We start from the raw sequence: 23,146 nt of genomic DNA on the forward strand, positions 1-23,146 counted from the left end.
CTCAAGCCTCCTTCACGGCTTTGACGACCTTTTCGGCCGCGTCCGCAAGATTGTCGGCGGACAGGATGGGAAGCCCGGACTGCGCCAGAATTTTCTTTCCCAATTCGACATTGGTGCCTTCGAGACGCACGACCAGTGGCACATGCAGGCTCACTTCGCGCGCGGCCGCGACCACGCCCTCGGCGATGACATCGCAGCGCATGATGCCGCCGAAGATATTGACCAGGATGCCTTCGACATTGGGATCGGACAGAATGATCTTGAAGGCCGCCGTGACACGTTCCTTGGTGGCGCCACCGCCGACGTCGAGGAAGTTCGCCGGCGACCCGCCATAGAGTTTGATGATGTCCATCGTCGCCATGGCAAGGCCGGCACCGTTGACCATGCAGCCGATCGAGCCGTCGAGCTTGATGTAGTTGAGGCTGTGCTTGGCGGCTTCAAGCTCGGCCGGATCTTCTTCATCCGGATCGCGCAGATCTTCGACGTCCTTATGACGGAAGAGGGCGTTGTCGTCGAAATTGATCTTGGCATCCAAGGCCAGCACGTCGCCGGCGCCGGTGATGACCAGCGGATTGACTTCGACGATCGAGCAATCGAGCTCGGTGAACGCCTTGTAGAGGGCCATGATGAATTTGGTGGCTGAGCCGATCTGGTTGCCGGTCAGCTTCAGGAAGAAGGCGACCTGGCGCGCGTGGAAGGGCTGCACGCCCATCACCGGGTCGATCGCAATCTTCAGGATCTTTTCGGGGTGCGAGGCGGCGACCTCTTCGATCTCCATGCCGCCTTCTTCGGAGGCCATGATGGTGATGCGCGAGGTGGCGCGGTCGACCAGCATGCCGAGATAGAGCTCGCGTTTGATGTCGCAGCCGGCTTCGACATAGATCCGCTTCACGACCTTGCCCACGGGGCCGGTCTGATGCGTGACCAGGGTCATGCCGAGCATGGATTTGGCGAGGTCGCGGACCTCACCCTCCGTCTTGGCGACCTTGACGCCGCCCGCCTTACCGCGGCCGCCGGCATGGATCTGTGCCTTTACGACACAAAGACCGCCACCTAATTTCTGCGATGCTTGGACGGCTTCGTCGGCGGAATAGGCGACATGACCGTCCGGGACGGCGACGCCAAATTTCCGGATCAGGGCTTTCGCCTGATATTCATGGATGTTCATCCAGGGTGACCCGCTTTGCTGCGTTGCGAAGGACTGCACCTCGGCGGTCGTTCGCCAGCCACCGAGCCGCGCGATTATTTCCTAGGAAGTTCTTATAAATTCTTAAGAAAAAAAGCGGGCGACAGCGACAGCCGACGATTTGCTGTGGTGCAGCAGATCGCACTCTATCACCATGCCCGCCGGGTTCAAGCCAATTGAACTGAAACCCGTCGTAACAACATGGAAATAGGACTGTCGCCGTCGCAGGCCGTTTTGAGCTTCGAAAAGAAGCCCGAAACTACTTCTTCTTGGCGGCCTTCTTTGCCGTCTTTTTCGCAGTCTTCTTCGCTGCCGGCTTCTTGGCAGCGGCCTTCTTCGTGGTCTTCTTCACGGTCTTCTTAGCAGCTTTTTTGGCAACCTTCTTGGCCGCCAGTTCGATGGTCTTCTTCATTGCTTCTCTCCTCGTTGAAGCTTCCTCACCACATCGATGAGGCCCCTTACGGCCGCGACCGACTTATCAAACATCGACTTTTCAGCCTTGTTGAGGTCGATCTCGACCACTCTCTACGCCAGACGCACCGATGACGACCGGTACGCCGACATAGAGTCCCTTTACCCCATACTGGCCCGTCAGATAGGCCGCGCAGGGGAGAACCCGTTTCTTGTCCTTGAGATAGGATTCGGCCATCGCGATCGCGGAACTGGCCGGCGCGTAGAAGGCGGAACCCGTTTTCAGGAGATTGACGATCTCAGCGCCGCCGTCACGGGTGCGCTGGATGATGGTGTTGAGCTTTTCCTGGGTGGTCCAGCCCATCTTCACCAGATCGGGCAAAGGAATGCCGGCAACCGTGGAGTAGCGGGCGAGCGGCACCATGGTATCGCCATGGCCACCCAGCACGAAGGCGGTGACGTCCTCGACCGAGACCTTGAACTCCTCGGCCAGGAAATAGCGGAAGCGGGCGGAATCCAAGACACCCGCCATGCCGACAACATGGCTCTCCGGCAGGCCAGAGGCCTGCTGCAGAACATAGACCATGACGTCCAATGGATTGGTGATGCAGATGACGAAGGCCTTGGGGGCGTATTTCTTGATCCCCTTGCCGACGCTGTCCATGACCTTGGCATTGGTGGCGATGAGATCGTCGCGGCTCATCCCCGGCTTACGCGGGATGCCGGCGGTGACGATGATGACATCGGCACCCTTGATGGCCTTGTAGTCGCTGGCGCCGACATATTTGCCGTCGAAGCCTTCGACCGGAGACGCCTGCGCGATGTCGAGCGCCTTGCCCTGCGGTACTCCGTCGACAACGTCGAACATGACGATATCGCCGAGGTCCTTGAGGCCAGCCAACAGCGCCAATGTGCCGCCGATCTGACCCGCGCCGATAAGGGCTATCTTCTTCCGTGCCATTCTGTAATCCTGATGCCTCTTACGCATTGCCACGATTTCGATTAGGCAATGCACCTGCGCTTTAAGCGCACTCCTCTAGATGTTGAGTTAATAACTCGAAATTGCCACAAGGGCAAGAGGCATTAACTCTTCTCGCGAAAATTCTCACTCAAGTCACGTCAAATGCGGTCGGGTCAGGTAATCGACCGACTGCATTTCGTTCAAGCGCGAGATCGTGCGCTCGAATTCGAACACGCCGTCGCCGGCCGGGTAGAGACGCTCCGGTCTGTCCGCCGCGGCAACGATCGTTGTCACCTTGTGTTCGTAAAGTTCGTCGATCAGCGTCATGAAGCGGCGTGCTTCGTTGCGGCGATCTGCATCCAGCTTCGGGACCTGGTCCAACAGAACCACGTCATAATGGGTCGCGATGGCGAGGTAGTCGGCTGCCCCCAAGGGGCGCGCGCATAATTCGTCGAAGTCAAACCAGGCGACCCGGCCGTGGGCGTTGCTGACCTGGCGCAGGATTTCGAGCTGGCGCCCCTGGACGAGGAGGGTCGCTGCGATCGGTGGCTGGTTATCGGTCATCCGGGCAAAGGCATCGCGCATCTGGCGGCTGCTCAGTTCGCCCAGCGGATAGTGATAAACGGTCATGTCCTTGAGACGCGCCATCCGGTAATCGCGGCCGCCATCCAGCTCCAGGACGTCCAGCTTCTCCTTCAGCAGAGCGATGAAGGGCAGGAATTGGTCACGCTGCAGGCCGCCCTTGTAGAGATCGTCCGGCGCCCAGTTCGAGGTTGCCACCATCACCACGCCGCGCTCGAAGAGGGCGCTGAAGAGACGCCCCAGGATCATCGCGTCGGCGATGTTGGTGACATGGAATTCGTCAAAGCAGATGAGTGTGCATTGGGCGGCGAGGTGTTCTGCCAATGCCGGAATCAGGTCTACCTGTGTGGGCTTTTCCTGGCGCGATTGATGCAGCTGGTCATGCACTTCCAGCATGAAGGCGTGGAAATGAACGCGGCGACGGCGCTCCACCGGAGCATGCGCGAAGAACAGATCCATCAGCATCGACTTGCCGCGGCCGACCCCGCCATAGAGGTAGAGACCCTGCGGTGCCGCTTCATCGCGGCGGCGCGCAAGACCCAGGCGCTCCGCCCAGCTGCGCAGGCCACCGGCCTCGCCGACCGGATCGGGGCGATAATTCTTGAGAGCGTTGTAAAGCGATTGCAGCTTCTCCGCTGCGAGCTCTTGCGCAGCGTCATGGTGCAGGCGACCGCCACGCTGCATCGCGCGATAGGCGGGGAGGGGCCCGTCATCACTCATGGATGCGACCAACATGTCGGTCGTTGCAGAAATCGCGACTCGGTCAATATGCATGTCACGCATATCACAACATATTTTTTTGCGCTTATCCACACAGAAGTGATTCGGGCGTGGCGCGACCACCACAGATTCCGCAGCGACTGAGTCATCGATGCAACAGTTCACGCGCCATCACCGCGCATCCAGTCGTCTTCGTTGCCTGGCTTGATCCTCATTTCGATCAACCAAAAAAAACCGCGCCGATCAGCTGTGACCGACGCGGTTCTAGCATCACGAAAGTGAAGAAAGGGTTCACATACCGGACAGCGACATGCCGTTCACCTTGGCGTCGCCCATCGCATCGACCTCCAGCTTCAGCTTGTCGACCGGCTTGCCGTCGCTGCCGTCTTCGCGCTTTGCCATCGACTGGATCATGGCAAGACCACCGACGATCTGGGCGGCTTCAGGCGAACTCTGGGCCGCCTCATTGGCCAGCTTCATGGCTTCGTCGAGACCGTGCAGGCCGATATCGAGCGCCCCCACAAGGCCAAAGACAGCGTCGGGCTTCACATCAAAGGCACCTGTCGCATCGAGCTGGAGCACCTCCGAAGAGAGGCCTGACGGGGCGACGGTGAGCTTCATCGGGGCCTTCTGCAGCAATTGTTGCATGGCAATGAACATCACCCCGGCGGCCGCCTCGGCCTGTGCCGGATTGGATGAGACCAATGTCGGGAAGTTGTCGCCGAGCAGCTGCCACAGCTCCTTGGACGGCACATCGGCAAGGTTCAGGTCAAGCTTGCCGGAAGCCGGCAGCAGCTTGGCAAAGAGCGGCAACTGGTTGAGTTCCGGGCTGCTGATCTTAAGCCCGTCATGGCTGAATCCAAGATTGACGGCGGCCTTCTCAGTGTTGAGACCCGCGATGCCCATCGCAAACCCGATCTTGGCCAGGCTGAAGGGCTCGGTGCCCGACAGATCGGTGGTGTGGAGGTTCTCCATCGCCACGTCATAGCTGAAGCCGCCGAACAACCCGGCGATGCTTTTGATCAGATCGCCCATTTGCTTGGCTTCTTCCGGCGACATCGGCGCCGGAACCGGCGGATTGGCAGGATCGGTCGCAGTCCCGTTACCCGCCGTCGCCGCTGCCTGCTTGGCCGCTTCCGACCGCTCGGCCATGTCGCTCATCAGCTTCTGGACTTCGCGGCCCTTGGCAGCAGCTTCCTTCAGCTTGATATCGGTATAGCCGCCACTGCCGGACACTTTGCCGATCTTGACGTTGACGCCGTCGGTGGTCTTGATCAGGAAATCACCGGCCGAGAACGTGCTGATCTGGTCGTAGACGCCATTGCCCTTGTCAGCACTGGTTGTCTTCCAATCGACGCTGGCGATCTGGAGGCCGCCGGCCTTGGCATCCGGGACCCCTGCCGCATCGAGCGGCGACACGGCGATGCTTGCCGCCTGCCAATCGAGGTTCATGACGTTGCCGATCTCGGTCGACCAGTCGGCGGAAAAGGCCTTCGTGGTCATGCCGAAGATGCCCGTCTTCTTGTTGTCCTTGTCGAGGACCGGCATCTCGGCAGCGTGTTTGAGGTCGCTGGCGCGGTAGCCCTTGCCTTCCGTCGGAACCAGGCGGTAGGTCACGGTGCCGACTTCCAGGCGGCTGTCGGCCCATTGGTCGCCGATCTTGACGCCCACGACGAGGTTTTCGATCGCAACGTCGAAGGCGTCAGACCCGGGGGTCACCTTCACGGCACTGAAATGGATGATGCGCTGCTCGGCATTGCCCGCCGCAAGCTGCAGATATTCTTCGGTCGCTTTCTGGATGATGGGCGCCTCTGCGGGGTCGATCACCACCGCCGAAACGGTCTCGGCCGCATTCTCGCCGGCCGCTTTATCGGCATCATCGCCACAGGCCGCCACCAGCAGCAGGGCAGCGACACTGCCCGCAGCCAAGGTCTCTCTCGATACCAGGCCCAGCTTCGAGATATGCCCGGATTTCCACCAACGCCCCATCATACTCACTCCTCAATTGAACAACCGCCGACAATGAGACAAAGCCATTGCGGCGGAAAGATGACCTGCAAGCGACCATCGCTGGCGGATCGCGTTTCTCGTTGCCGCCGCCTATATCAGATGGGTGGTGGCAAGCAATGCATAGCTGACGTTTATGTGATCCGACGCACAATGTCACCGGTCCGGTCGGGCCGGATGCCGGACATTCGCGACAAATGGAACCCAGTTCCCGAGCTAGGGCGTCGGTACAAAAGGCTTCGCCCCCGGCTGCGGCGCGCCCGGTATCAGCGGAAGGGTTGGATCGGTGGTCGGTGCCGTCGGCGTCGAGGTGGGCAAGGGCGCTTGCGCCGGCATGGTGACAACAGGCGTAGCCGGCTCCGTCGTCAGGACCGGCGCTGGCGCTGTCATGGCAGGCTCAGCCGGGATGATGGGTGCCGGCGCGTCAGCAAGTGGCTGGGTGGCACTCGGCGCCATTTCCTCGAACAAGGGCGGCAAATCGGGCGCCGGCGCATTTGCTGCTGGCTCTGGTGCTACTGGCGCAACCGGTTGCGCGGCGACCGGTTCGCTGACATCCGATTGGGGGACTGCTACGGGTGCCACGCTCGGTTCGGGCAGGGCGGCCTCCTTGGCCTTAGGCTGCCAGCTATCGTGCAAGGCCGTGGCCGTGGCCATTTCCTGCGGTGTCATCAGTGCGGCGAGCGAAGCGGCCTTGGCCGTGCCATCGGCGGCGCCATAATCGGCAGCAAGCCTGTACCAGGCATGAGCCTGCGAGCGATCCGGCGGCAGGCCCTGACCCGCTGCATAGAGATCGCCCAGCGCCATCATCGATGCCGCATCCTTGGCGTTGGCGCCGCGCTCAAAGTGCTCGACAGCCCGCACATAATCCGGCTGGCCGCCAATACCGGCGCGGTAGAGTTGACCCAGATTATACTCTGCGGCGACGCTGCCGCCCGCGGCGGCTTTCTCGAACCAGCGCGCCGCTTCCTGCTGGTTTGGGATCACGCCAAGGCCATTGAGATAGGCCCGACCCAGTTCATTCATGGCGGCGATGCTGCCGGAATCGGCGGCTCGCTGCAGCCAGGATGCGCTGCGCTCCAGGTCAGGTGCTACCCCAGGCAGGCCGTCACGGTGCAGGATCGCAAGCTTCAGCATCGCCTGAATATTGCCGAGATCGGCGGACCGCGTGTACCAGGCCAGCGCCTCGAGATTGTCCTGCGGCACGCCCTTGCCGCTTTCATAAAGACGGCCGAGGGCGAACTGCCCGTATTTCTGTGCCGCCGCGATCAACTGCGGACCCTGCACACCAAGGGCCGCTCCATTATACCGCGGCGCCGTGTCGATTTCGGCGGCGATCCGGTAATAGGTGGCGGCCTGGGTGAAATCGGGGACGCCGGCGGCACCATCTTCGTAGATCTTGGCGAGGTTGAACGCCGCCACCGGGTTGCCGAGCTTGGCCTCCTCGGCCAGCAGCGGGATGGCGGTGGCGATATCGCCCGCCTGCAGTGCCGTCTCGGCGGCAATGTAGTCGGCGGAAGCGGGCAGGCTCAGGCCGACTTGCGCCGACAGAAGAATGGCAGCGGTGGACAGCAGAAGGCGGCGCATCAGGGGCTCGTTCCGGTTGCTTCGTGGCGCGCAATCTACATAAACAGCCTGCCAAAAGCCAGCTTGCCCCGGAAGTCCATCCCGCTTGCGCAGGCAGCATCCCCTTGCTAAGGCTGCCACCCCTCATCAGGAGCGCTGGAAGCCGTGACCCATACCCTCTTCGTCTGCACCACCTGTAAGCGCGGCCCCACCGAGGCGCCGCTGGGGCCGGGTCTTATCGACGATCTTGCAGATGCCGGCCTGCCGGCGGATTTCCAGGTGATCGGCACCGCCTGCATGTCGAACTGCACGCGGCCCCTGAGTGTCGCCCTGAGCGCGCCGGGCAAGGCCACCTATATGCTGGCCGAGATCGACCCGGCCGAGGATCGCGCGGCACTTGTCGAACTGGCGCAGATCTATGCCGCGAAACCCGATGGCCAGACCAAACTGCTGGAACGTCCCAAGGCGATCCGGCGCAAGATCATCGGACGGATACCGGCCCAGCCCAGCTAGATCAACCAGCTAGAACGAACTGCCCGGCGCTTTCAGGAAAGCAATCTCATCGTCCGTCGAGGGCCGGCCCAGCGCCTCATTGCGATGGGGATAGCGGCCAAAGCGCCTGATGATGTCGCGATGGCGATGGGCGTAATCGAGCTGGACCTCGGCATCTTTCTTGTCCGCACCGGCCGTTTCTTGATAGAGCCGGGTGAACAGGTCGATCGAGCGGTCCTGATTGGCCATGTCCTCGGCATGTTCGAAGGGCAGATAGAAGAAGCGCCGCTGGTCGAACGGCAGGCCCTTGTCGAGATCACGGTCGATGGCCACCTTGGCGATGGCAAGGGCCCGCCCATCGCCGAGAAAGGCCTTCGCCTGGCCGCGATAGATGTTGCGCGCCATCTGGTCGAGGAGGATGAGGAGCGCCAACGCGCCCATCTGCGTTGCCGCCCAGGAATCGAGCTCGCCCATCTGTGCCGCAAGGACGGCGGTGCCAAAACGCGCGCGGATTTCCTCGTCGAAGGCTTTGTCCTTCTCGAACCAGAGCGCGTGTGCGCCGGGCGCGTACCAGAAATCGATAACGGAACGGGGGTCGGTCATAACGCGCCCAGTGCCGATTTGGGGCGGTGAAAGTTGACTTGGCGGACCAGTTCGCGAGCTTTGTCGACGTGTGGCTGATGCAACGGTAAATCGACACTCTGCCCGTTAACGTCCGTCTGTCGCAGCATCATAGCGGTCTTGGGCTGCAGACCCAGGACGTGCCGGAGTCGATTGCCAAGTCCGGAAAGCGGACCTTCGAGCACTTCGAGTTGTGTCAGTGTTTCAAATCCGTATATCCAATCCATGTGTATCGCCTTCGACAGGCTGAAGACACAACGCGCCAGTTGATGTTGGGGATCAAAGCCGATCGCGATGCTGCGATGTCTAAGCCAGAAAGCGCCTTTCGGTTGGAAGCGATCTTTGCTGCCGTCATTGAACACCAGGCTCTCAGTTGAGCTGCCTGCCAAGGTCAGAATATCCTGCCGCAGCTTTTCTTCGTGCAAGCCGGGTCGATAGAACTCCAGATACCAGAACATCAGGAGAAGTGCCGCGCCGCCGGGTAAAAATGCATAGCCGAGGGAATCCGGCGGCGCAACCAATGCGCCCGCTGCGAATCCAACAGCACCGGCACCGATCGAGACAAGCGCAATGATGGAATTGCGATCTTCACTCTCATAAAATGCCAAGCATCATCCCATCGCGAACGGGGGGCCGGGCGCGTCAAATAGACTTCCCTCGGCTGTATCCCAGGGACATTTCGCTTAGCGGCCGAAATGCCGTCGCTCACGCCGCGACCGGCCCCACATCGTTCATTTCGGCGACGCGGGCGATGGCCGGGCGGGCACGGACCTTCTCAGCGAGGCGGCGCAAGGACGGAAAACGCTTATAGGTGCCGGGGCAGCAATCCTGCCAGGTGGAGAGCATGTAGCAGAGCGCATCGGCGGCCGAGAAACGATCGCCCAGCAGGAAGGGGCCGTTCTTGGCGAGATGCGCGTCGATGCGCGACCAGAGATCGGCGATTTCCGCCTGCGCCATGTCCTGGACACCCTTGATCCCGGCGGCGTCAGAGGTGACGCGGTCGGGATAATAGTAGCGCAGCATCGCCGGCTGCAGCGTGTTGTTGAGGTGGAAGAGCCACATCAGGAAAGGCCCGCGCTGCGGGTCGGTGGCGGCGGGGGCAAGGCCGGCTTGCGGAAAGCGGTCGGCGATGAGCAGCGAGATGGCGGCGCATTCGGTGATGTAGCCGCCTTCCGGCAGCTTCATGGCGGGAAGCTTGCCGGCCGGGCTTACTTTAAGGAAGTCCGGCTGCTTGTGACCGTCCTTCGACATGTCGACCAGCACGGTGTCGTATTTCGCACCGGCTTCCTCCAGGCAATAATGCGCGGCGATCGAGGCCGAATTGTGCGACCAGAAAAGCGTGTACATGTGGTCTCCCCTGTTTTCAATTCAGCTACTTTATAGGGCAAGCCATGGCCCCGCGCCAATGCCCTGGCGGCAGGCTGACAATGCGTGGGCAGGATGGATCAGCGACCCTGCTTGCCGCCGCGGCGCAGCAAAACCTGTGCCGTGATGAGGGCGGTGAGCGAGAACAGCATGACGGCCGTGCCGATCGCGTTGATCTCGGGTGTCACCCCGCGGCGGATCGAGGAGAAGACATAGATCGGCAAGGTGTTCTTGGAACCTGCCACGAAGAACGCGATGACGAAATCGTCGAAGCTGAAGGTGAAGGAGAGCAGGAAGCCGGCAACGATACCCGGCATCAGCTGCGGCAATGTCACCTGGCGGAAGGTGGCCATCGGATCGGCATAGAGATCGGCCGAAGCTTCGATGAGACTGCGGTCCATCCCGGCGATGCGGGCGCGCACGATGATGATCACGAGCGCCATGGCGAACAATGTATGGGCGGCGATGATCGATCCGTAACCCAGGCTGAGCTTGGGCGGCGTTTCGCCCGGCCAGATGGTGGCCAGCACGGTATTGGCGGCGTCGAAGGTCGTGACCAGCGCGATCAAGGTCGCAATGCCGATGACGATGCCGGGCACCATGATGGCGATATAGGTGAGCCCATCGAAGATCGTGCGCAGGGGGCCGCGCACATTCTGCAAGGCGATCGCTGCCATCGTCCCCATCACCGTCGCCAGTACGGAGGAGGTCGCAGCAACGATGATGCTGTTCTGCAAGGCAGCCAGCATCAGGCTGTTATTGGCTGCCTTGAAGTACCAGTCGACACCGAAGCCCTGGAAGTCCGAGGCGTTGTTGCCGCTGTTGAAGCTGAACACGACGATGAGGGCGATCGGCGCATAGAGGAACAGATAGATGAAGGCGGAATAGGCGCGCAGCATGATCCGATCCCTCACATCAACGACACGTCGCGACCACCGGTCGCGCGCGTCGCCTTGAGATACAGACCCACGGTCACCATCATGATGACGACCAGCGCCATGGCACAGGCCGATCCGAACGGCCAGTTGAGGCTTTGCAGGAACAGGTCCACCAGCGCATTGCCGATGAAGAACACCTTGCCGCCCCCCAGCATCGCGGGGATCAGGAACTCGCCCATGAGAAGGATGAAAACCAGCATGCATCCCGTGATCATGCCCGGCGCCGACAAGGGCAGCGTGATCTGGCGAAAGGTCGCAAAGGGCGAGGCCCCAAGGTCGTCGGAGGCTTCCAGCAGGCGTTTGTCGAGCTTTTCAAGGCTGACGAAGATCGGGAACACCATCAGCGGCAGATAGCCGTAGACGATGCCGACCAGCACCGCGAAGGGCGTGTTGATGAACCGCACACCCTCGATGCCGATCAACTCCAGGAGATGCGGCAGGCCGCGACCCCCTAAGATGAACATCCAGGCATAGGTGCGGATGAGGAAGCTGGTCCAGAACGGCACCACCACCAGGATGAGGAGGAAGAGGCGCATCCGCGGATTGGCCTTCACCGCCAGGAAATAGGCCAGCGGATAGCCGGCGAGCAAACAGATGAGGGTCCCGGTTGGCGCCAGCATCAGCGTGTTCTTGAACGCCGTCCAGCGCGCGCCGATGTTGAGATAGTTGTCGAAGGTGAAGCCCGCCTGATAGCCGCCGGTCGGCGCCCGCTCGCCCACCGAATAGACCATGATGACAATGAGCGGCAGGATGAGCAGCATCAGATACCACAGCCCGGAGGGCGCCAGCAGCAGCGCATTCCATCGGCCTTGCCGGCGTTTTTCCTTGAGAGCGGCTGTGGTCATTTGGATAGTCTAAAGTCTCGATGCAAACCCTCTCCCCTCGCGAGAGAGGGTAGGGTGAGGGGTGGTGACGGCGGACTCGCGGATGGACCCCCTCACCCAACCCTCTCCCGCGAGGGAGAGGGGCTACGAGCGAAGTGGGATAGAGCGAGATTCTACGCCGACTTGAACCGCGCCATGATTTCGGCGCGGGCCGGGTTGGTCAGCACATTGCCGGCACCGAACTCGAGCGGCGAGAGCAGTTCGGCCGCCGGGTACATGATCGGGTCGGTGGCCACCTCCGGCGGCAGCAGGGCGATGACCCGCTTGTCGGCGATGGGATAGCCGTGGACGGCGAGTTCGGCCGCGTTCACCGTTGGATCGAGCAGGAAGTTGATGAGCGCATAGGCGCCCTTCTTGTTCGGCGCTTCCTTCGGCACGGCATAGAAATCGGACCAGATCTCGCCGCCTTCCTTGCCCAGCACATAGATGATTTCCGGAATGTCCTTGTGCAACTGCTTGCCATCGCCGGTCCAGGCCACCGACATCCAGGCATCGCCATTGCGAAGCGCGGGCTGGTAGTCGCTGCTGATGCCAAAGAGATGCGGCTTCACCTCGAGCAGCAGCTTCTCCGCGTCGGCCAATTCCTTCTCGTCGATCGAGTTGAACGAGTAGCCGAAATATTTGAGCGCATTGCCGATGGTGGTGAGCTGGTAGTCATGGACCATGACGCGGCCCGTGGCCTTGTCCTTGGTCACATCCCAGAATTCCTTCCACGATGTCAGCTTGTCGGGCAGGTTCTTCGTGTTCTGGACAAAGCCGGTGGTGCCCCAATCCTTGTGCAGCGCGTAGATCTTGCCGTTGACCGTGCCAGGCTCGGTCATGCGCGGATCGGCATAGGAGGCCGGGTCAAAGTTTGGCACCTGCGCCACGTCGAGCGGATCGATAAGATCTGCCTCGACATAGTTGGCGATGGTGTAGTTGGTCGGTACGAAGACGTCCTAGCCGGTGCCGCCGGCCTTGAGCTTCGCATACATCTCTTCGTTCGAGCCGAACACGGTGAGTTCGACCGCGGCCCCCGTCAGCTCCTTGAACTTTTCGAGATTGGCGGGGTCGTGATAGTTTGGCCAGCTGGTCAGCGAGACCTTGTCGCCGATATCGCCGGCAAAGCTCGGACGCGGACGAAAGCCGGGGACGGCGCCGGCCATCACGGCCATCGCGGTGCCAAGGCCGGTGACGCCGAGGAAGTGCCGGCGCGAGATCGAGCCCATCTGGTAGCGGCGCAGCTGGGCGATAAATTCCTTGCGTGGATCGGTCATCTCATTCTCCTGAGGAAAGACGTGAAAGCCTCAAAACCCGTTTCGATCGGCGGCGTTCTTGTGGTCGTGTCGGATGCGTCCGCCGCCGCCGGCAGCGCATCCTTCTTGAATTCTGTCAGGTTTCGCTGAGCGCCAGCGCACGGTCGCGCTTCCAGCCCATGATCACCTGGTCACCCGGCTCGAGAGCCTGGCCCTCGGTCGAATGTTTCGGCAGGCGGACGAGCACGGCGCCAAGACCTTCGGCCTCGACCTGGAACTCGCTGTGATCGCCAAGATAGATGCGGTTCAAGAGTCGCGCCGGCCGTGTGATATCGAGGCCGCCGGGAACAGCTCCCGGCTGCCACAGGCCGATGACTTCGGGGCGCACGGCAATGGCGCCGCGACTGCCCGGCTGCAGCTTGCCGCCCAGGCGACTGAAGGGTGCCCGCAGCGTGAGGCCGCTTGCCGTCGTGATGGTGGCGCCTGACTCATCGCTGGCGGAAACGGCACCGCTGAAGAAGTTGGACTCGCCCACGAAATCGGCGACGTAGCGATTGACCGGCGCGTCATAGAGTTCTTCCGGCGTGCCGAACTGCACGACCTTGCCATCCTTCATGATGCCGATCGTGTCTGACATGGAGAGGGCTTCTTCCTGGTCATGCGTAACGAGGACGAAGGTGATGCCGACTTCGCGCTGCAGGTTCTGCAACTCGATCTGCATTTCGCGTCGCAGCTTCCGATCAAGTGCTGCCAATGGCTCATCGAGCAGCAGGACGGTCGGCCGGTTGATGAGGGCCCGGGCCAGCGCCACGCGCTGCTGCTGACCGCCGGAGAGTTCCCAGGTCCGGCGCTTGCCGAGGTGCGGCAGGCGCACCAGTTCGAGGGCCTCGGCCACGCGTTTGTCGATCTCGGCCGCCTCGGCGCGGGGTTTCCGCTGGCGCAGGCCGTAGCCGACATTGGCCGCCACATCCATATGCGGGAACAGGGCGTAATGCTGGAATACCATGTTGACCGGGCGGCGATAGGCGGGGACGCCAACAACCGACTGCCCGGCAATCTCGACGCTGCCGCTATCGGGTTGCTCGAATCCGGCGATGAGGCGGAGCGAGGTGGTCTTGCCGCAACCCGATGGCCCCAGGAAGGAATGGAACGAGCCTTGCCGCAGCGCAAAGCTCACATCGTCGACGGCGCGGACATCGGCGAAATGTTTGACGACCGAGCGGAACTCGACGTCGTAAGCAGATCGGGACTCAGATGACGCCACGAATGCCGCACTCCCCAATGATCGCCCCAATAGTCGCCTCGGCCATCGCTTGCGGGTCCATCCCCCGACGTCGTCGCAAGCCGCCAAAACGACTCTTACTGCGTTTGACCCCCAATGAAAAGGACCGATGTATTTTTCATTCTTGGTTGCGGACAAACAAAAACGGCGGCACCAGGAGTGCCGCCGTTCTGCCGATTGTGGGGGCTGATGCCTACTCGCGGTTGCCGAGGAAGCGCAGCATGAACAGGAAGAGGTTGATGAAATCGGTGTAGAGGGCGAAGGCGCCCAGGATCGATTTCTTGGTCGCCACTTCGTGGCCATCGGCTTCCCAGTAGAATTCCTTGATCTTCTGCGTGTCATAGGCGGCAAGGCCGGTGAAGACCAGCACGCCAATGGCCGAGATTGCGAATTCCAGGGCCGACGACTGCAGGAAGATATTGACGATCATGGCAATGAAGAGGCCGATCACGCCCATGAACAGGAAGGTCCCCATGCCGGAGAGGTCCTTCTTGGTGGTGTAGCCGTAAAGGCTGACCGCCATGAAGGTCGCCGCCGTCACGAAGAAGGTCTTCACGATGGAAACGTCGGTATAGACCGCGAAGATGATCGACAGGCTGATGCCCATCAAGGCCGCGTAAGCCCAGAACAGCGCCTGGGCGGTCACGGCGCGCATCGCATGGATCCGGAAGCCGAACATGAGCGAAATGCCCAGCGGGGCAAAGATCGCCACCCAGCGCAGCGGCGAATTCCAGATCGACGCCATCAATGCTTCATTGCTGCCAATGAAGTAGGAAATCACGCCGGTCAGAAGGAGGCCGCCGCCCATATAGGCGTAGACCTTCTGCATATGCGCGCGCAGGCCGGCATCAATCTCGGCTGTTTGGCTCCGCGCGTAACCGCCCTGGATGGTACGGCTGCCTAAACCACGATCCGGTCCGTTGACCATATTGTTCTCTCCCCGTTCTATATCCCAACCGCGCATCGTCGCGGATAGGCGTGAATTTAGGCCAGACTGGGCGGAATTCAATAGGTCCGGCCGCCATTTCTTGGGGCGAAAGCCATTGCCGAACGGGCTTTTAGCCGCCATAAACCGGCCCGCAACTGTCGGATAAGCGAAGTGCAGGGGAATTAAGGATCATGAAGGGCCGCATCTTTTCGGGTGTCCAGCCGACCCATACGCTGCATCTGGGGAATTATCTGGGCGCCGTGCGCAATTGGGTGCGCATGCAGAAGGAATATGAGTGCATCTTCTGCGTGGTCGACATGCATGCCATTACCGTGTTCCAGGACCCGGCCGAACTCACCAAAAATACCCGCGAAGTGACCGCCGCCTTCATGGCGTCCGGCATCGATGTCTCCCATTCCATCATCTTCGCCCAGAGCCAGAACCGCGTTCATGCCCAATTAGCCTGGATTCTCAATTGCGTAGCCCGCGTAGGCTGGCTTAACCGCATGACCCAGTTCAAGGAAAAGGCCGGCAAGGACCGCGAGAACGCCTCGGTCGGCCTCTACACCTATCCTGTGCTGATGGCCGCCGATATCCTCGGCTACCGCGCCACCCATGTGCCGGTGGGCGAGGACCAGAAGCAGCATCTGGAACTGGCACGCGACATCGCCCAGAAGTTCAACACGGATTTCGGGATCGAGTGCCTGGTGCCGCCGGCGCCGGTGATCGGTGGTCCCGCGGCCCGTGTCATGTCCCTGCGCGACGGTACCAAGAAGATGTCGAAATCGGATCCATCCGATTACAGCCGCATCAACATGACCGACGATGCCGACACGATCGCCCTCAAGTTCCGCAAGGCGAAGACCGATCCGGCGCCGCTGCCCGGGCTCGACGTGCTGGACGACAAGGGTTTTGTGAAGGCTGAGGCGGAAGCGCTGCGTCCCGAAGCCTATAACCTGATGGCGATCTTCGCCGCTCTTTCCGACCAGGAAATCGGGATGGTGATCGGCAAGTACGAGGGCAAGGAATTCTCCGCCTTCAAGCGCGACTTGACCGACCTGGCCGTGTCCGTTCTGGGGCCGATCGGGGCTGAGATGAAGCGTCTCCTCGACCACCCGGCCGAAATCGACGCCGTCCTGTCCCGCGGCGCCGCCAAGGCGCGGGCCATTTCGGAGCCGATCCTTCTGGAGATCGAGCGGGCGGTCGGCTTCCTGCCGGCGTAGGGGATCAGGCGAGACCCTGTGTCATTGTTTTGACTAAGGCGATTGCCTATGTCCTCCTGCACCGACTGATATCCAGCGATTGCCAGACCAGGGATTAGCCGATTCATGAGCGACGATTTTGAGCTAGAGCCGCAGCCGAAGGCGGGATGGCGCCGATTCCTGCCATCCGTGAAAATGCCGTCCTGGGGATCCCGGGACGCGGTGGCGGACCTGGAATCGGCCGTTGGCCGCCATCGCCTGGTCACCGCCGCGCGCTGGGCTGGCGGCATCCTGCTGGCGGTCATGCTGCTTTACTACCCCGTCGGTGCCATCATTGCGCATCGCATCGATGACGACATCGACTTTGCAGCACCCACGATCCCGCCGGAAGCCAGCCAGACCGTCGCCTTGGCCGCGGCGCTGATAGACCGCGAGGTCAACGGCACGAGCTGGCCTGCGAATGCGCCCTGGTTCTTCCCGAGCAGCATTCTCGACAACATGCCGAATTTCCAATCCGGCGAGATTCAGGCGCTGCAGCGCGTGGTGACGGAGCTCCGGGACCAGATCGGCCGCGCCCGCGGCACCAGCAGTGCCGACAAGGCGCTGGAGGCTGCTGCCGGCTACCTCAACAACCCGCCGGACCTGCTGGTACATCGATCTCAGCCGCTCCTGGGCGCCGATGAAGCCCTCGGAGAGCTATTATCTCGATGCCATGAAGGCGCTCATCGATTTCAACGGCCGCATGACGCGCGGCGATGCGGTGTTCGAGCGCCGGGCCGACAATCTGCTCTCGACCCTGGACCGGATCGGCAAGGATCTGGGGGCTGCTTCCAACAAGATCGACGAGGAAATCGACATGGAATCCGGCGCCTGGTTCGATCTCGGCGCCGACGACACCTTCTACTTCAACAAGGGCCAGCTTTATGCCTATGGCCTGCTGCTGAAGGCGTTGGGGCAGGATTTCAAGCCGGTGCTGGTGGAAAAGGGCGCCCTCAACATCTGGGATCGCATGGTCGAGTCCATGCTCGAAGGTGCTGTCCTGCAGCCCTGGGTGGTCATCAACGGCGAGACGGCCTCGCTGGCCCAGCCCAACCACCTCGCCGAGCAAGGCTTCTATCTGCTCCGCGCCAGGGCCCAGCTCGAGGAGATTACCGATATCTTGCAGAAGTGAGAAATCGGTAGGGCCAACAGCGGTTTCTGCATGATCTGCGCAATGTGTCGCTTCCCCTTGGAATCGCTGTGATTTAGATTGCTCACAATGGCACCGCGGCGCCCGAGTCGCGGTTGTGAAGCGATGGCCGAAGATGCGGCCGGGGCCAGATCGGCGGCGGCGTAGTCAGATCAGCGTTTCGGTCGCGCTCCCGTCCTGTGGGGGAAGTGCCGGTGACCTGGGCGACAGCCATCCTCGACTGGTTTCTGGGGCTCCAGATCTATCTGCCGATCGCGGAAGTGGCGCTCAATGTCTTTTTGCTGCTGGGCCTGGGTGCCGGGGTCGGAATCCTCTCCGGCCTGTTCGGTGTCGGTGGCGGCTTCCTGCTGACACCCCTGCTGATCTTTGTCGGCGTCCCCCCGGCCGTCGCCGTGGCGACACAATCCAACCAGGTGGTGGCGTCCTCCGTTTCCGGTGTGCTCGCCCATTGGTCGCGCGGCAATGTCGACATCAAAATGGGCAGTGTCATGCTGGCCGGCGGCATGCTGGGTGCCAGCGTCGGCGTTGGCCTGTTCACCTTGCTGCGCAGCCTCGGCCAGATCGACCTCGTGATCGCCATCGCCTATGTCATCACATTGTCCGGTATCGGCATCATGATGGCCGTGGAATCGATCCGCGCCTTGCGCCGTTCCCGCCGCTCCATGGCGCCGGCCAAACTGCACCAGCATAACTGGGCACAAGGCCTTCCCTTCAAGATGCGCTTCCGGAAGTCGCGTCTCTATATCTCGGCCCTCCTGCCCGGCGGCATCGGCTTCATCGTCGGCATCATGTCGGCCATCATGGGTGTCGGCGGCGCCTTCCTGCTTGTCCCGGCCATGATCTATCTGCTCGGCATGGCAACGGGCGTGGTGATCGGCACGTCGCTCTTTCAGATCATCTTCGTCCAGGCCTGGGTGACGTTCTGGCAGGCCAATACCAATCAGACCGTCGATGTCCTCCTGGCGCTGATTCTGACCATCGGTGGCGTGGTGGGGGCACAGATCGGCGGCCGGCTCGGTGGCAAGCTGCCCGCCGAGCAACTGCGCTTCCTGATGGCGATCGTCATCCTGGTGACCGCTGGCGGCCTGCTCTATGAACTGGTTGCGCGGCCATCGGAACTGTACTCGATCGTCATTGCCGGGGGCGGGCATTGACCATCAGGCTCACCCTGTTCGTCTTCCTGGTCGCGCTGGCCATGGCGCGCCCGGCCTTGGCGCAAGCGCCACTCATTGCCGATCTCGATGACCACCTCATCGCCATCACGACCGGATTTGCGGGCGCGGATGTCCTGTTGTTTGGCACGACCGATGGGCCGGGAGATGTCATCGTCGTGGTCAAGGGTCCGGTGGCCGATGTCGAAGTGCTGCGCAAGGAGCGGGTCGGCGGCATCTGGATCAACCGCAAGGGACTTGGGTTCCAGAATGTGCCCGCAGTCTACATGCTGGCCAGTTCGAAGCCGCTTGATGTCTTGCTGCCGGTTGATCAACGCGCCTTCTATCAGATGGGAATTGAGAATGTCCGCATGGTGCCCGTTTCGCCCGATGATAGCGATCTTGGAACCTTCTCCGACGCGCTGATCCGCGCCAAGCAGAAGAGCGGCCTGTTCTCGGACCAGCCCGCGCGCATCCTGTTCATCGGTGACAGGCTGTTTCGGGTCAATCTACGGGTTCCGTCGACCGTGCCGACGGGTACCTATCTGGCAGAAGTCTATCTGGTTCGTGATCAGAAAATTGTTGGTGCGCAAACGACGCCGCTGGTCATCAGCAAGATCGGTTTCGGCGCCGATATTTACGACTTTGCGCACCGTCACAGCGCCACCTATGGTGTGATTGCCGTGCTGGTGGCCTTGTTTGCCGGCTGGATGGCGCATCTGGCCTTCCGCCGCCGCTAGGGCCTCTGGTGCGGGGAGTTTAGGCAGGAAATGGAGCGACTGGGATGAGCGATGCTGCCGATCTGAAGCCAGGTGACAAGCCGCCGACCACCGGCCGCGTCTTCCTGGTCATCATCGACGATTCGCCTGAACTGAAAGTGGCGCTGCGCTACGCCTGTCGTCGTGCCGCAAAGACCGGCGGGCGCATCGCGATGGCCTATGTGATGGAACCGGGCGACTATCAGGAATGGGTGGGCGTCAGCAATCTCATCCGCGACGAAGCCCGCCAACAGGCTGAAGCCATCATGCAGAAAATGGCGGGCGAGGTGCAGAAGCTCTCCGGCAATTTCCCGATCCTCTTTTTCCGCGAGGGCGACCGGCAGGAAGAGGTGATGAAGCTCATTGATGAGGAGCCGAGCATTTCGATCCTGGTCCTGGGCGCATCCACCGGGCCAAAGGGACCCGGGCCCCTGATCTCGGCCCTTACCGGCAAGTCGATTGCCAAGTTGCGCATTCCGATCACCATCGTTCCGGGCAATCTGACCGACGCCGATATCGAGAACATCGCCTGAGGGTCGCCGCCCCATCAATTGTGTGATGTCGGTCATTGCGGCGGGGCTGATCCCGGCCCAATATCCAGGACTGCGATCGGGCGGAAAACCCGCCGAGACCTACTGTGAGTGAAGGCATCATGTCAGCGCAGCTTACCCGACAGCATTTCCTGCGTCTCCTGCTGGGCCTGGGCTTCGCCATGCCCGCCTCGGCCCTGTGGTTGGGGCGTGACGCCCGGGCTGCGATCGTTGCGGTTGGCTCGGTCACCAAGGTGAAGGGCACGGCCTCGCTGTTGCGCGACGGCCAGCAGACCATCCTGCAGGGCGGCGAGGACATCGCTGCGGGCGACGTGGTGACCACCCTTGCCGATAGCCGCCTGCGTCTGGCGCTCAAGGACGGGTCGCAACTCAATCTCGGCGAACTCACCAAGGTGACCGTCGCGCAATTCGACTTTGCCGAGGAAACCCTCTCGCGCGAAGCTGCCTTCGATCTCACCTCGGGCCTGCTTGAAGCCATCACGGCCAAGGCGGCGACTGGCTCCAGCTTCGTCATCCGCACCAGCAATGCGGTGGCGGCGACGCGGGCAACCGAATGGATCGTCGAAGCGAAGAAGGCAGAAACCTCGGTCTATGTGCTGGAAGGCAAGGTCGACGTCGCGGCATCCGCCTTGGGTTTCCGCAGCCTGCCCAGCATCGACCAGGACAAGGCGATGCTGCTCTCTGCCGGCCAAACCACAACTATCGGCAAGATTTCCCTGGGGCCGACGGCGGGTCCGAAGACGTCGGATGCGAAGAAGCTCGCGGCCTTGAAAGCTGGCCTGGCGCTGGAGTAGGTGCGGCAAAGCCCCCTCACACTAACCCTCTCCCGCGAGGGGAGAGGGAATGAGACCTGCCGGCAAGACCCAATCAAGAAAGTTGGTCTGATCTGAGAGGCGTGACGAAGCCCCCTCTCCCCCTGTCGGCAAAGGCCGACATTCGTCGGCGGGCGGGAGAGGGGTTGGGGTGAGGGGGTGGGGCCGCTACTCGGTGGTGACCGCGTTCAAGCTCGCCGGGTCGACATTGCCACCACACAAAATGACGGCGACCTTTTCACCCAGAGCCGGCTTGTAGGCGCCTGACAGCAGCGCCGCCAAGGCGGTGGCGCCACCGGGCTCGCTGGCGATGCGCAGATCGCGCCACAGCACATGCTGCGCGGCGCGGATGGCATCGTCCTCCACCAGCACCACGCCTTCGACGAAATCCTTGGCAATGGCGAATGGCAGGGTGCCGATCCGCCGCGCGCCAAGTGAATCCGCGGCGATGCCGCCGACCTCGACATCGACCGGCTGCTTGGCGGCAAAGGCACGCTGCAGCGTCGGACAATTGACCGGCTCGACACCGACCACCCGCACGCGGTTCTGGAACCAGGCAGCAAGTCCGCCGATAAGCCCGCCGCCACCGACGGCCACCAGCACCGTGTCGAGCATGGTGCATGTCGCGTCGAGCTCGCGCCCGAGTGTGCCTTGACCGGCAACGGTGGCCGGCGCGTCATAGGCATGAATGGCCAGCGCCCCGGTCTCGGCCTTGCGCCGCTCGGCGGCGGCCAGCGCATCGGCATAGGCGCCGGGAACGACGGTGACGTGGGCGCCGAAGGAGTCGATGCGGGCGATCTTGGCAGCACTCGCCAGGGCCGGCACGAAGATCTCGGCTTTGTGGCCCAGGCTCTGCGCGGCAAATGCCACCGCGGCGCCGTGATTGCCGCCCGATGCTGCAATGAGGCCGGCAGCGGGTACCGGCATCGAGAGGAGCGAGTTGAAGGCGCCGCGTGCCTTGAACGATCCGCTATGCTGCAGCAGTTCCAGCTTTAAGGTGAGATGCGCATGGGTGCCGAGCGCCCCAAGCTCCAATGGCAAGATCGGCGTGCGGCGGACATGGCCATGGAGGCGCCGTGCCGCGGCCTCGATATCGTCGGCAGTGATCATGATCCGTGTCCTGAAAGTCAGCGTGGATAGAAGCGGCCGTCCTTGTGCGCGGGCAGGACCTCGTCCGGACATTCGACCCAGAGCAGATCATCGTCGGGATAGAAACCGTTATCGCCGGCGATGCGGCTGCCGACCACAAGAAAGCTGCCGGGTGCCGCGCCGCGATTGACCAGATGATGGGCGTCGCGCACGCCACCCTTGAAACCGACGCACTGCCCGGCCCGAAGCGTGGTGGCGCCGGCATCCGTGATCAGCGTCAGTTCGCCTGACAGCATGAAGACGAACTCGTCTTCCTGGGTGTGCCAGTGGCGCAGGGCCGATTCCGATCCCGGCTGCAGGGTGACGAGGTTGACCCCGAACTGGGTCAGTCCGAACAGGTCGCCCAGGCCCTGCTTTTCGCGACCGGCGACCCGCTGGACCAGCGGCTCAGGATAGCTGGAACTGATGCGCTTCGGCACCTCGGCCGCGGTGACGGGGCGGGCCGACGATATCGGATTCTGGGACATGATGATCTGCCGGTGGAAACTGAACCGGTGACGATCCTAGCGGCGCTCCACCACGGTGGATAGCAGGATCGAGGAAGTCGTGCGCTGGACACCGGGCAGATGCCCGATCCGCGTCAGGATCTCGTCGAGATGGGCGGCATTGCTGGCGCTGACGATGGCAATGGCATCGAAGGAGCCGGAGACAGTGTAAGCTGATTGCACTTCGGGCAGCTTCTTCAAGGCGCCGATCGCCTGGTCATGGGCCTTGGGATCGACCGAGAGGAGGACATGGGCACCGACGCCAGGTGCCTCGCCATCCTTGCCGACGACCAGGGTATAGCCGGCGATGATGCCGTCCCGTTCCAGCCGCTTCAGGCGCTCCTGCACGGCGCTGCGTGATAAGGAAAGCTGGCGTCCCAGGGCCGCGGTCGGTGTGCGCGCGTTGCCGCGCAACAGCGTGAGAAGCTTGCGATCGATATCGTCTAGGCTGCGTTTCGCCATCTGGTCCGTCGAAGTGCCGGTAAGTTTATTTCTTGTCGCCTTTTTGCCGCCAGAACGCAAGGAGCTTTGGATGGCGAACCTGCTGTACGCAACTGCACAATTTCCGCCCCGTTGCCCATCCATGCCATCTTGCCGAGATGCTCCTTTGCGACGGGGCTATGCCGATTTGTGACAGAGCCATGCCGGTTCCGCTCACGACGCTCGTCGCGGCC

Annotated in this window: 23 protein-coding genes and 3 pseudogenes; 9 read left to right on the forward strand and 17 right to left on the reverse strand. The window is 62.1% G+C overall.

Annotation, left to right across the window (positions count from 1 at the left end):
* Position 1 precedes the first annotated feature (1 nt).
* On the reverse strand, positions 2-1,168 hold the full coding sequence (gene sucC, locus IPK59_15185) for an ADP-forming succinate--CoA ligase subunit beta (protein ID MBK8160047.1): 1,167 nt from the start codon (positions 1,166-1,168) through the stop codon (positions 2-4).
* Positions 1,169-1,183: 15 nt separating this feature from the next.
* Here sucC and IPK59_15190 point away from each other — a divergent pair, with 15 nt between their 5' ends.
* The gene (locus IPK59_15190; GenBank protein ID MBK8160048.1) at positions 1,184-1,366 is read left to right on the forward strand and encodes a hypothetical protein; all 183 of its coding nucleotides are present in this window, start codon (positions 1,184-1,186) and stop codon (positions 1,364-1,366) included.
* Positions 1,367-1,445: 79 nt separating this feature from the next.
* Here IPK59_15190 and IPK59_15195 read toward each other — a convergent pair whose 3' ends face one another.
* The 5 genes and pseudogenes from IPK59_15195 to IPK59_15215 form a co-directional block, all read right to left on the reverse strand.
* The gene (locus IPK59_15195; protein ID MBK8160049.1) at positions 1,446-1,598 is read right to left on the reverse strand and encodes a hypothetical protein; all 153 of its coding nucleotides are present in this window, start codon (positions 1,596-1,598) and stop codon (positions 1,446-1,448) included.
* A pseudogene (mdh, locus tag IPK59_15200) lies at positions 1,595-2,558 on the reverse strand (malate dehydrogenase). The gene IPK59_15195 and the pseudogene mdh overlap by 4 nt, the downstream one beginning before the upstream one ends.
* A gap of 153 nt (positions 2,559-2,711) precedes the next feature.
* Positions 2,712-3,860, reverse strand: a complete 1,149-nt coding sequence (locus tag IPK59_15205) for an AFG1 family ATPase (protein MBK8160050.1) — start codon at positions 3,858-3,860, stop codon at positions 2,712-2,714.
* Between the two features lie 291 nt (positions 3,861-4,151).
* Complete coding sequence (locus IPK59_15210; protein MBK8160051.1) at positions 4,152-5,849, reverse strand: hypothetical protein; 1,698 nt, start codon at positions 5,847-5,849, stop codon at positions 4,152-4,154.
* Between the two features lie 234 nt (positions 5,850-6,083).
* Positions 6,084-7,451: an SEL1-like repeat protein gene (locus IPK59_15215; protein ID MBK8160052.1), complete on the reverse strand. Its 1,368-nt coding sequence runs from the start codon at positions 7,449-7,451 to the stop codon at positions 6,084-6,086.
* 144 nt (positions 7,452-7,595) lie between these two features.
* Between IPK59_15215 and IPK59_15220 the strand changes: the two genes are divergently transcribed.
* Positions 7,596-7,943, forward strand: coding sequence for a DUF1636 domain-containing protein (locus tag IPK59_15220; GenBank protein MBK8160053.1), 348 nt, complete (start codon positions 7,596-7,598; stop codon positions 7,941-7,943).
* A 9-nt stretch (positions 7,944-7,952) separates the two neighbouring features.
* Here the strand turns inward: IPK59_15220 and IPK59_15225 are convergent, their stop codons facing one another.
* The 8 genes and pseudogenes from IPK59_15225 to IPK59_15260 form a co-directional block, all read right to left on the reverse strand.
* Positions 7,953-8,525, reverse strand: a complete 573-nt coding sequence (locus IPK59_15225) for a DUF924 domain-containing protein (protein ID MBK8160054.1) — start codon at positions 8,523-8,525, stop codon at positions 7,953-7,955.
* Positions 8,522-9,151, reverse strand: a complete 630-nt coding sequence (locus tag IPK59_15230) for a hypothetical protein (protein ID MBK8160055.1) — start codon at positions 9,149-9,151, stop codon at positions 8,522-8,524. Before IPK59_15230 ends, IPK59_15225 begins: the two co-directional genes overlap by 4 nt.
* Positions 9,152-9,248: 97 nt before the next feature.
* Positions 9,249-9,890: a glutathione S-transferase family protein gene (locus IPK59_15235; GenBank protein MBK8160056.1), complete on the reverse strand. Its 642-nt coding sequence runs from the start codon at positions 9,888-9,890 to the stop codon at positions 9,249-9,251.
* Between the two features lie 98 nt (positions 9,891-9,988).
* Positions 9,989-10,804: an ABC transporter permease gene (locus IPK59_15240; GenBank protein MBK8160057.1), complete on the reverse strand. Its 816-nt coding sequence runs from the start codon at positions 10,802-10,804 to the stop codon at positions 9,989-9,991.
* A gap of 14 nt (positions 10,805-10,818) precedes the next feature.
* Entirely contained in the window at positions 10,819-11,691 is an 873-nt protein-coding gene (locus IPK59_15245; GenBank protein MBK8160058.1) for an ABC transporter permease, read from the reverse strand.
* 152 nt (positions 11,692-11,843) lie between these two features.
* Positions 11,844-12,986 (reverse strand): annotated as a pseudogene (locus tag IPK59_15250) (spermidine/putrescine ABC transporter substrate-binding protein).
* Positions 12,987-13,101: 115 nt separating this feature from the next.
* Positions 13,102-14,550 carry an ABC transporter ATP-binding protein gene (locus IPK59_15255; GenBank protein MBK8160059.1) on the reverse strand — a complete coding sequence of 483 codons (1,449 nt, stop codon included), beginning with the start codon at positions 14,548-14,550 and terminating at the stop codon, positions 13,102-13,104.
* A complete protein-coding gene (locus tag IPK59_15260; protein ID MBK8160060.1) occupies positions 14,441-15,175 on the reverse strand; it encodes a Bax inhibitor-1/YccA family protein in 735 nt (244 codons plus the stop codon). Before IPK59_15260 ends, IPK59_15255 begins: the two co-directional genes overlap by 110 nt.
* Positions 15,176-15,366: 191 nt before the next feature.
* Between IPK59_15260 and trpS the strand changes: the two genes are divergently transcribed.
* The 7 genes and pseudogenes from trpS to IPK59_15295 all read left to right on the forward strand — a co-directional run bounded on the left by trpS (position 15,367) and on the right by IPK59_15295 (position 20,820).
* Positions 15,367-16,398: a tryptophan--tRNA ligase gene (trpS, locus tag IPK59_15265; GenBank protein MBK8160061.1), complete on the forward strand. Its 1,032-nt coding sequence runs from the start codon at positions 15,367-15,369 to the stop codon at positions 16,396-16,398.
* A gap of 105 nt (positions 16,399-16,503) precedes the next feature.
* Positions 16,504-17,007: pseudogene (locus tag IPK59_15270) on the forward strand (DUF2333 family protein).
* Positions 17,008-17,056: 49 nt separating this feature from the next.
* Complete coding sequence (locus IPK59_15275) at positions 17,057-17,548, forward strand: DUF2333 family protein (GenBank protein ID MBK8160062.1); 492 nt, start codon at positions 17,057-17,059, stop codon at positions 17,546-17,548.
* Positions 17,549-17,793: 245 nt separating this feature from the next.
* The gene (locus IPK59_15280) at positions 17,794-18,720 is read left to right on the forward strand and encodes a sulfite exporter TauE/SafE family protein (protein ID MBK8160063.1); all 927 of its coding nucleotides are present in this window, start codon (positions 17,794-17,796) and stop codon (positions 18,718-18,720) included.
* A gap of 41 nt (positions 18,721-18,761) precedes the next feature.
* Positions 18,762-19,457 carry a TIGR02186 family protein gene (locus tag IPK59_15285; protein MBK8160064.1) on the forward strand — a complete coding sequence of 232 codons (696 nt, stop codon included), beginning with the start codon at positions 18,762-18,764 and terminating at the stop codon, positions 19,455-19,457.
* Positions 19,458-19,501: 44 nt separating this feature from the next.
* Positions 19,502-20,008, forward strand: coding sequence for a universal stress protein (locus tag IPK59_15290; protein MBK8160065.1), 507 nt, complete (start codon positions 19,502-19,504; stop codon positions 20,006-20,008).
* A gap of 119 nt (positions 20,009-20,127) precedes the next feature.
* On the forward strand, positions 20,128-20,820 hold the full coding sequence (locus IPK59_15295) for a FecR domain-containing protein (GenBank protein MBK8160066.1): 693 nt from the start codon (positions 20,128-20,130) through the stop codon (positions 20,818-20,820).
* Positions 20,821-21,006: 186 nt separating this feature from the next.
* Here the strand turns inward: IPK59_15295 and IPK59_15300 are convergent, their stop codons facing one another.
* The 3 genes from IPK59_15300 to IPK59_15310 are packed head-to-tail and all read right to left on the reverse strand — an operon-like array spanning position 21,007 to position 22,934.
* A complete protein-coding gene (locus IPK59_15300; protein ID MBK8160067.1) occupies positions 21,007-21,948 on the reverse strand; it encodes a threonine/serine dehydratase in 942 nt (313 codons plus the stop codon).
* Positions 21,949-21,965: 17 nt separating this feature from the next.
* A complete protein-coding gene (locus IPK59_15305) occupies positions 21,966-22,454 on the reverse strand; it encodes a cupin domain-containing protein (GenBank protein MBK8160068.1) in 489 nt (162 codons plus the stop codon).
* 36 nt (positions 22,455-22,490) lie between these two features.
* Entirely contained in the window at positions 22,491-22,934 is a 444-nt protein-coding gene (locus IPK59_15310; GenBank protein MBK8160069.1) for an Lrp/AsnC family transcriptional regulator, read from the reverse strand.
* Positions 22,935-23,146 lie beyond the last annotated feature (212 nt).

It is taken from the genome of Rhodospirillaceae bacterium (genome assembly GCA_016712715.1).
Classification (GTDB): domain Bacteria; phylum Pseudomonadota; class Alphaproteobacteria; order Dongiales; family Dongiaceae; genus Dongia.

What these genes read in the sequence shown, in the direction of transcription:
- trpS (MBK8160061.1), top strand. Translation starts at nt 15,367, where the DNA reads ATGAAGGGCCGCATCTTTTCGGGTGTCCAGCCGACCCATACGCTGCAT.
- IPK59_15275 (MBK8160062.1), top strand. Translation starts at nt 17,057, where the DNA reads ATGAAGCCCTCGGAGAGCTATTATCTCGATGCCATGAAGGCGCTCATC.
- IPK59_15225 (MBK8160054.1), bottom strand. Translation starts at nt 8,525, where the DNA reads ATGACCGACCCCCGTTCCGTTATCGATTTCTGGTACGCGCCCGGCGCA.
- IPK59_15295 (MBK8160066.1), top strand. Translation starts at nt 20,128, where the DNA reads ATGTCAGCGCAGCTTACCCGACAGCATTTCCTGCGTCTCCTGCTGGGC.
- IPK59_15210 (MBK8160051.1), bottom strand. Translation starts at nt 5,849, where the DNA reads ATGGGGCGTTGGTGGAAATCCGGGCATATCTCGAAGCTGGGCCTGGTA.
- IPK59_15245 (MBK8160058.1), bottom strand. Translation starts at nt 11,691, where the DNA reads ATGACCACAGCCGCTCTCAAGGAAAAACGCCGGCAAGGCCGATGGAAT.
- IPK59_15195 (MBK8160049.1), bottom strand. Translation starts at nt 1,598, where the DNA reads ATGAAGAAGACCATCGAACTGGCGGCCAAGAAGGTTGCCAAAAAAGCT.
- IPK59_15300 (MBK8160067.1), bottom strand. Translation starts at nt 21,948, where the DNA reads ATGATCACTGCCGACGATATCGAGGCCGCGGCACGGCGCCTCCATGGC.
- IPK59_15290 (MBK8160065.1), top strand. Translation starts at nt 19,502, where the DNA reads ATGAGCGATGCTGCCGATCTGAAGCCAGGTGACAAGCCGCCGACCACC.
- IPK59_15310 (MBK8160069.1), bottom strand. Translation starts at nt 22,934, where the DNA reads ATGGCGAAACGCAGCCTAGACGATATCGATCGCAAGCTTCTCACGCTG.
- IPK59_15285 (MBK8160064.1), top strand. Translation starts at nt 18,762, where the DNA reads ATGGCGCGCCCGGCCTTGGCGCAAGCGCCACTCATTGCCGATCTCGAT.
- IPK59_15205 (MBK8160050.1), bottom strand. Translation starts at nt 3,860, where the DNA reads ATGAGTGATGACGGGCCCCTCCCCGCCTATCGCGCGATGCAGCGTGGC.
- IPK59_15215 (MBK8160052.1), bottom strand. Translation starts at nt 7,451, where the DNA reads ATGCGCCGCCTTCTGCTGTCCACCGCTGCCATTCTTCTGTCGGCGCAA.
- IPK59_15260 (MBK8160060.1), bottom strand. Translation starts at nt 15,175, where the DNA reads ATGGTCAACGGACCGGATCGTGGTTTAGGCAGCCGTACCATCCAGGGC.
- IPK59_15305 (MBK8160068.1), bottom strand. Translation starts at nt 22,454, where the DNA reads ATGTCCCAGAATCCGATATCGTCGGCCCGCCCCGTCACCGCGGCCGAG.
- IPK59_15235 (MBK8160056.1), bottom strand. Translation starts at nt 9,890, where the DNA reads ATGTACACGCTTTTCTGGTCGCACAATTCGGCCTCGATCGCCGCGCAT.
- IPK59_15255 (MBK8160059.1), bottom strand. Translation starts at nt 14,550, where the DNA reads ATGGCCACGAAGTGGCGACCAAGAAATCGATCCTGGGCGCCTTCGCCC.
- sucC (MBK8160047.1), bottom strand. Translation starts at nt 1,168, where the DNA reads ATGAACATCCATGAATATCAGGCGAAAGCCCTGATCCGGAAATTTGGC.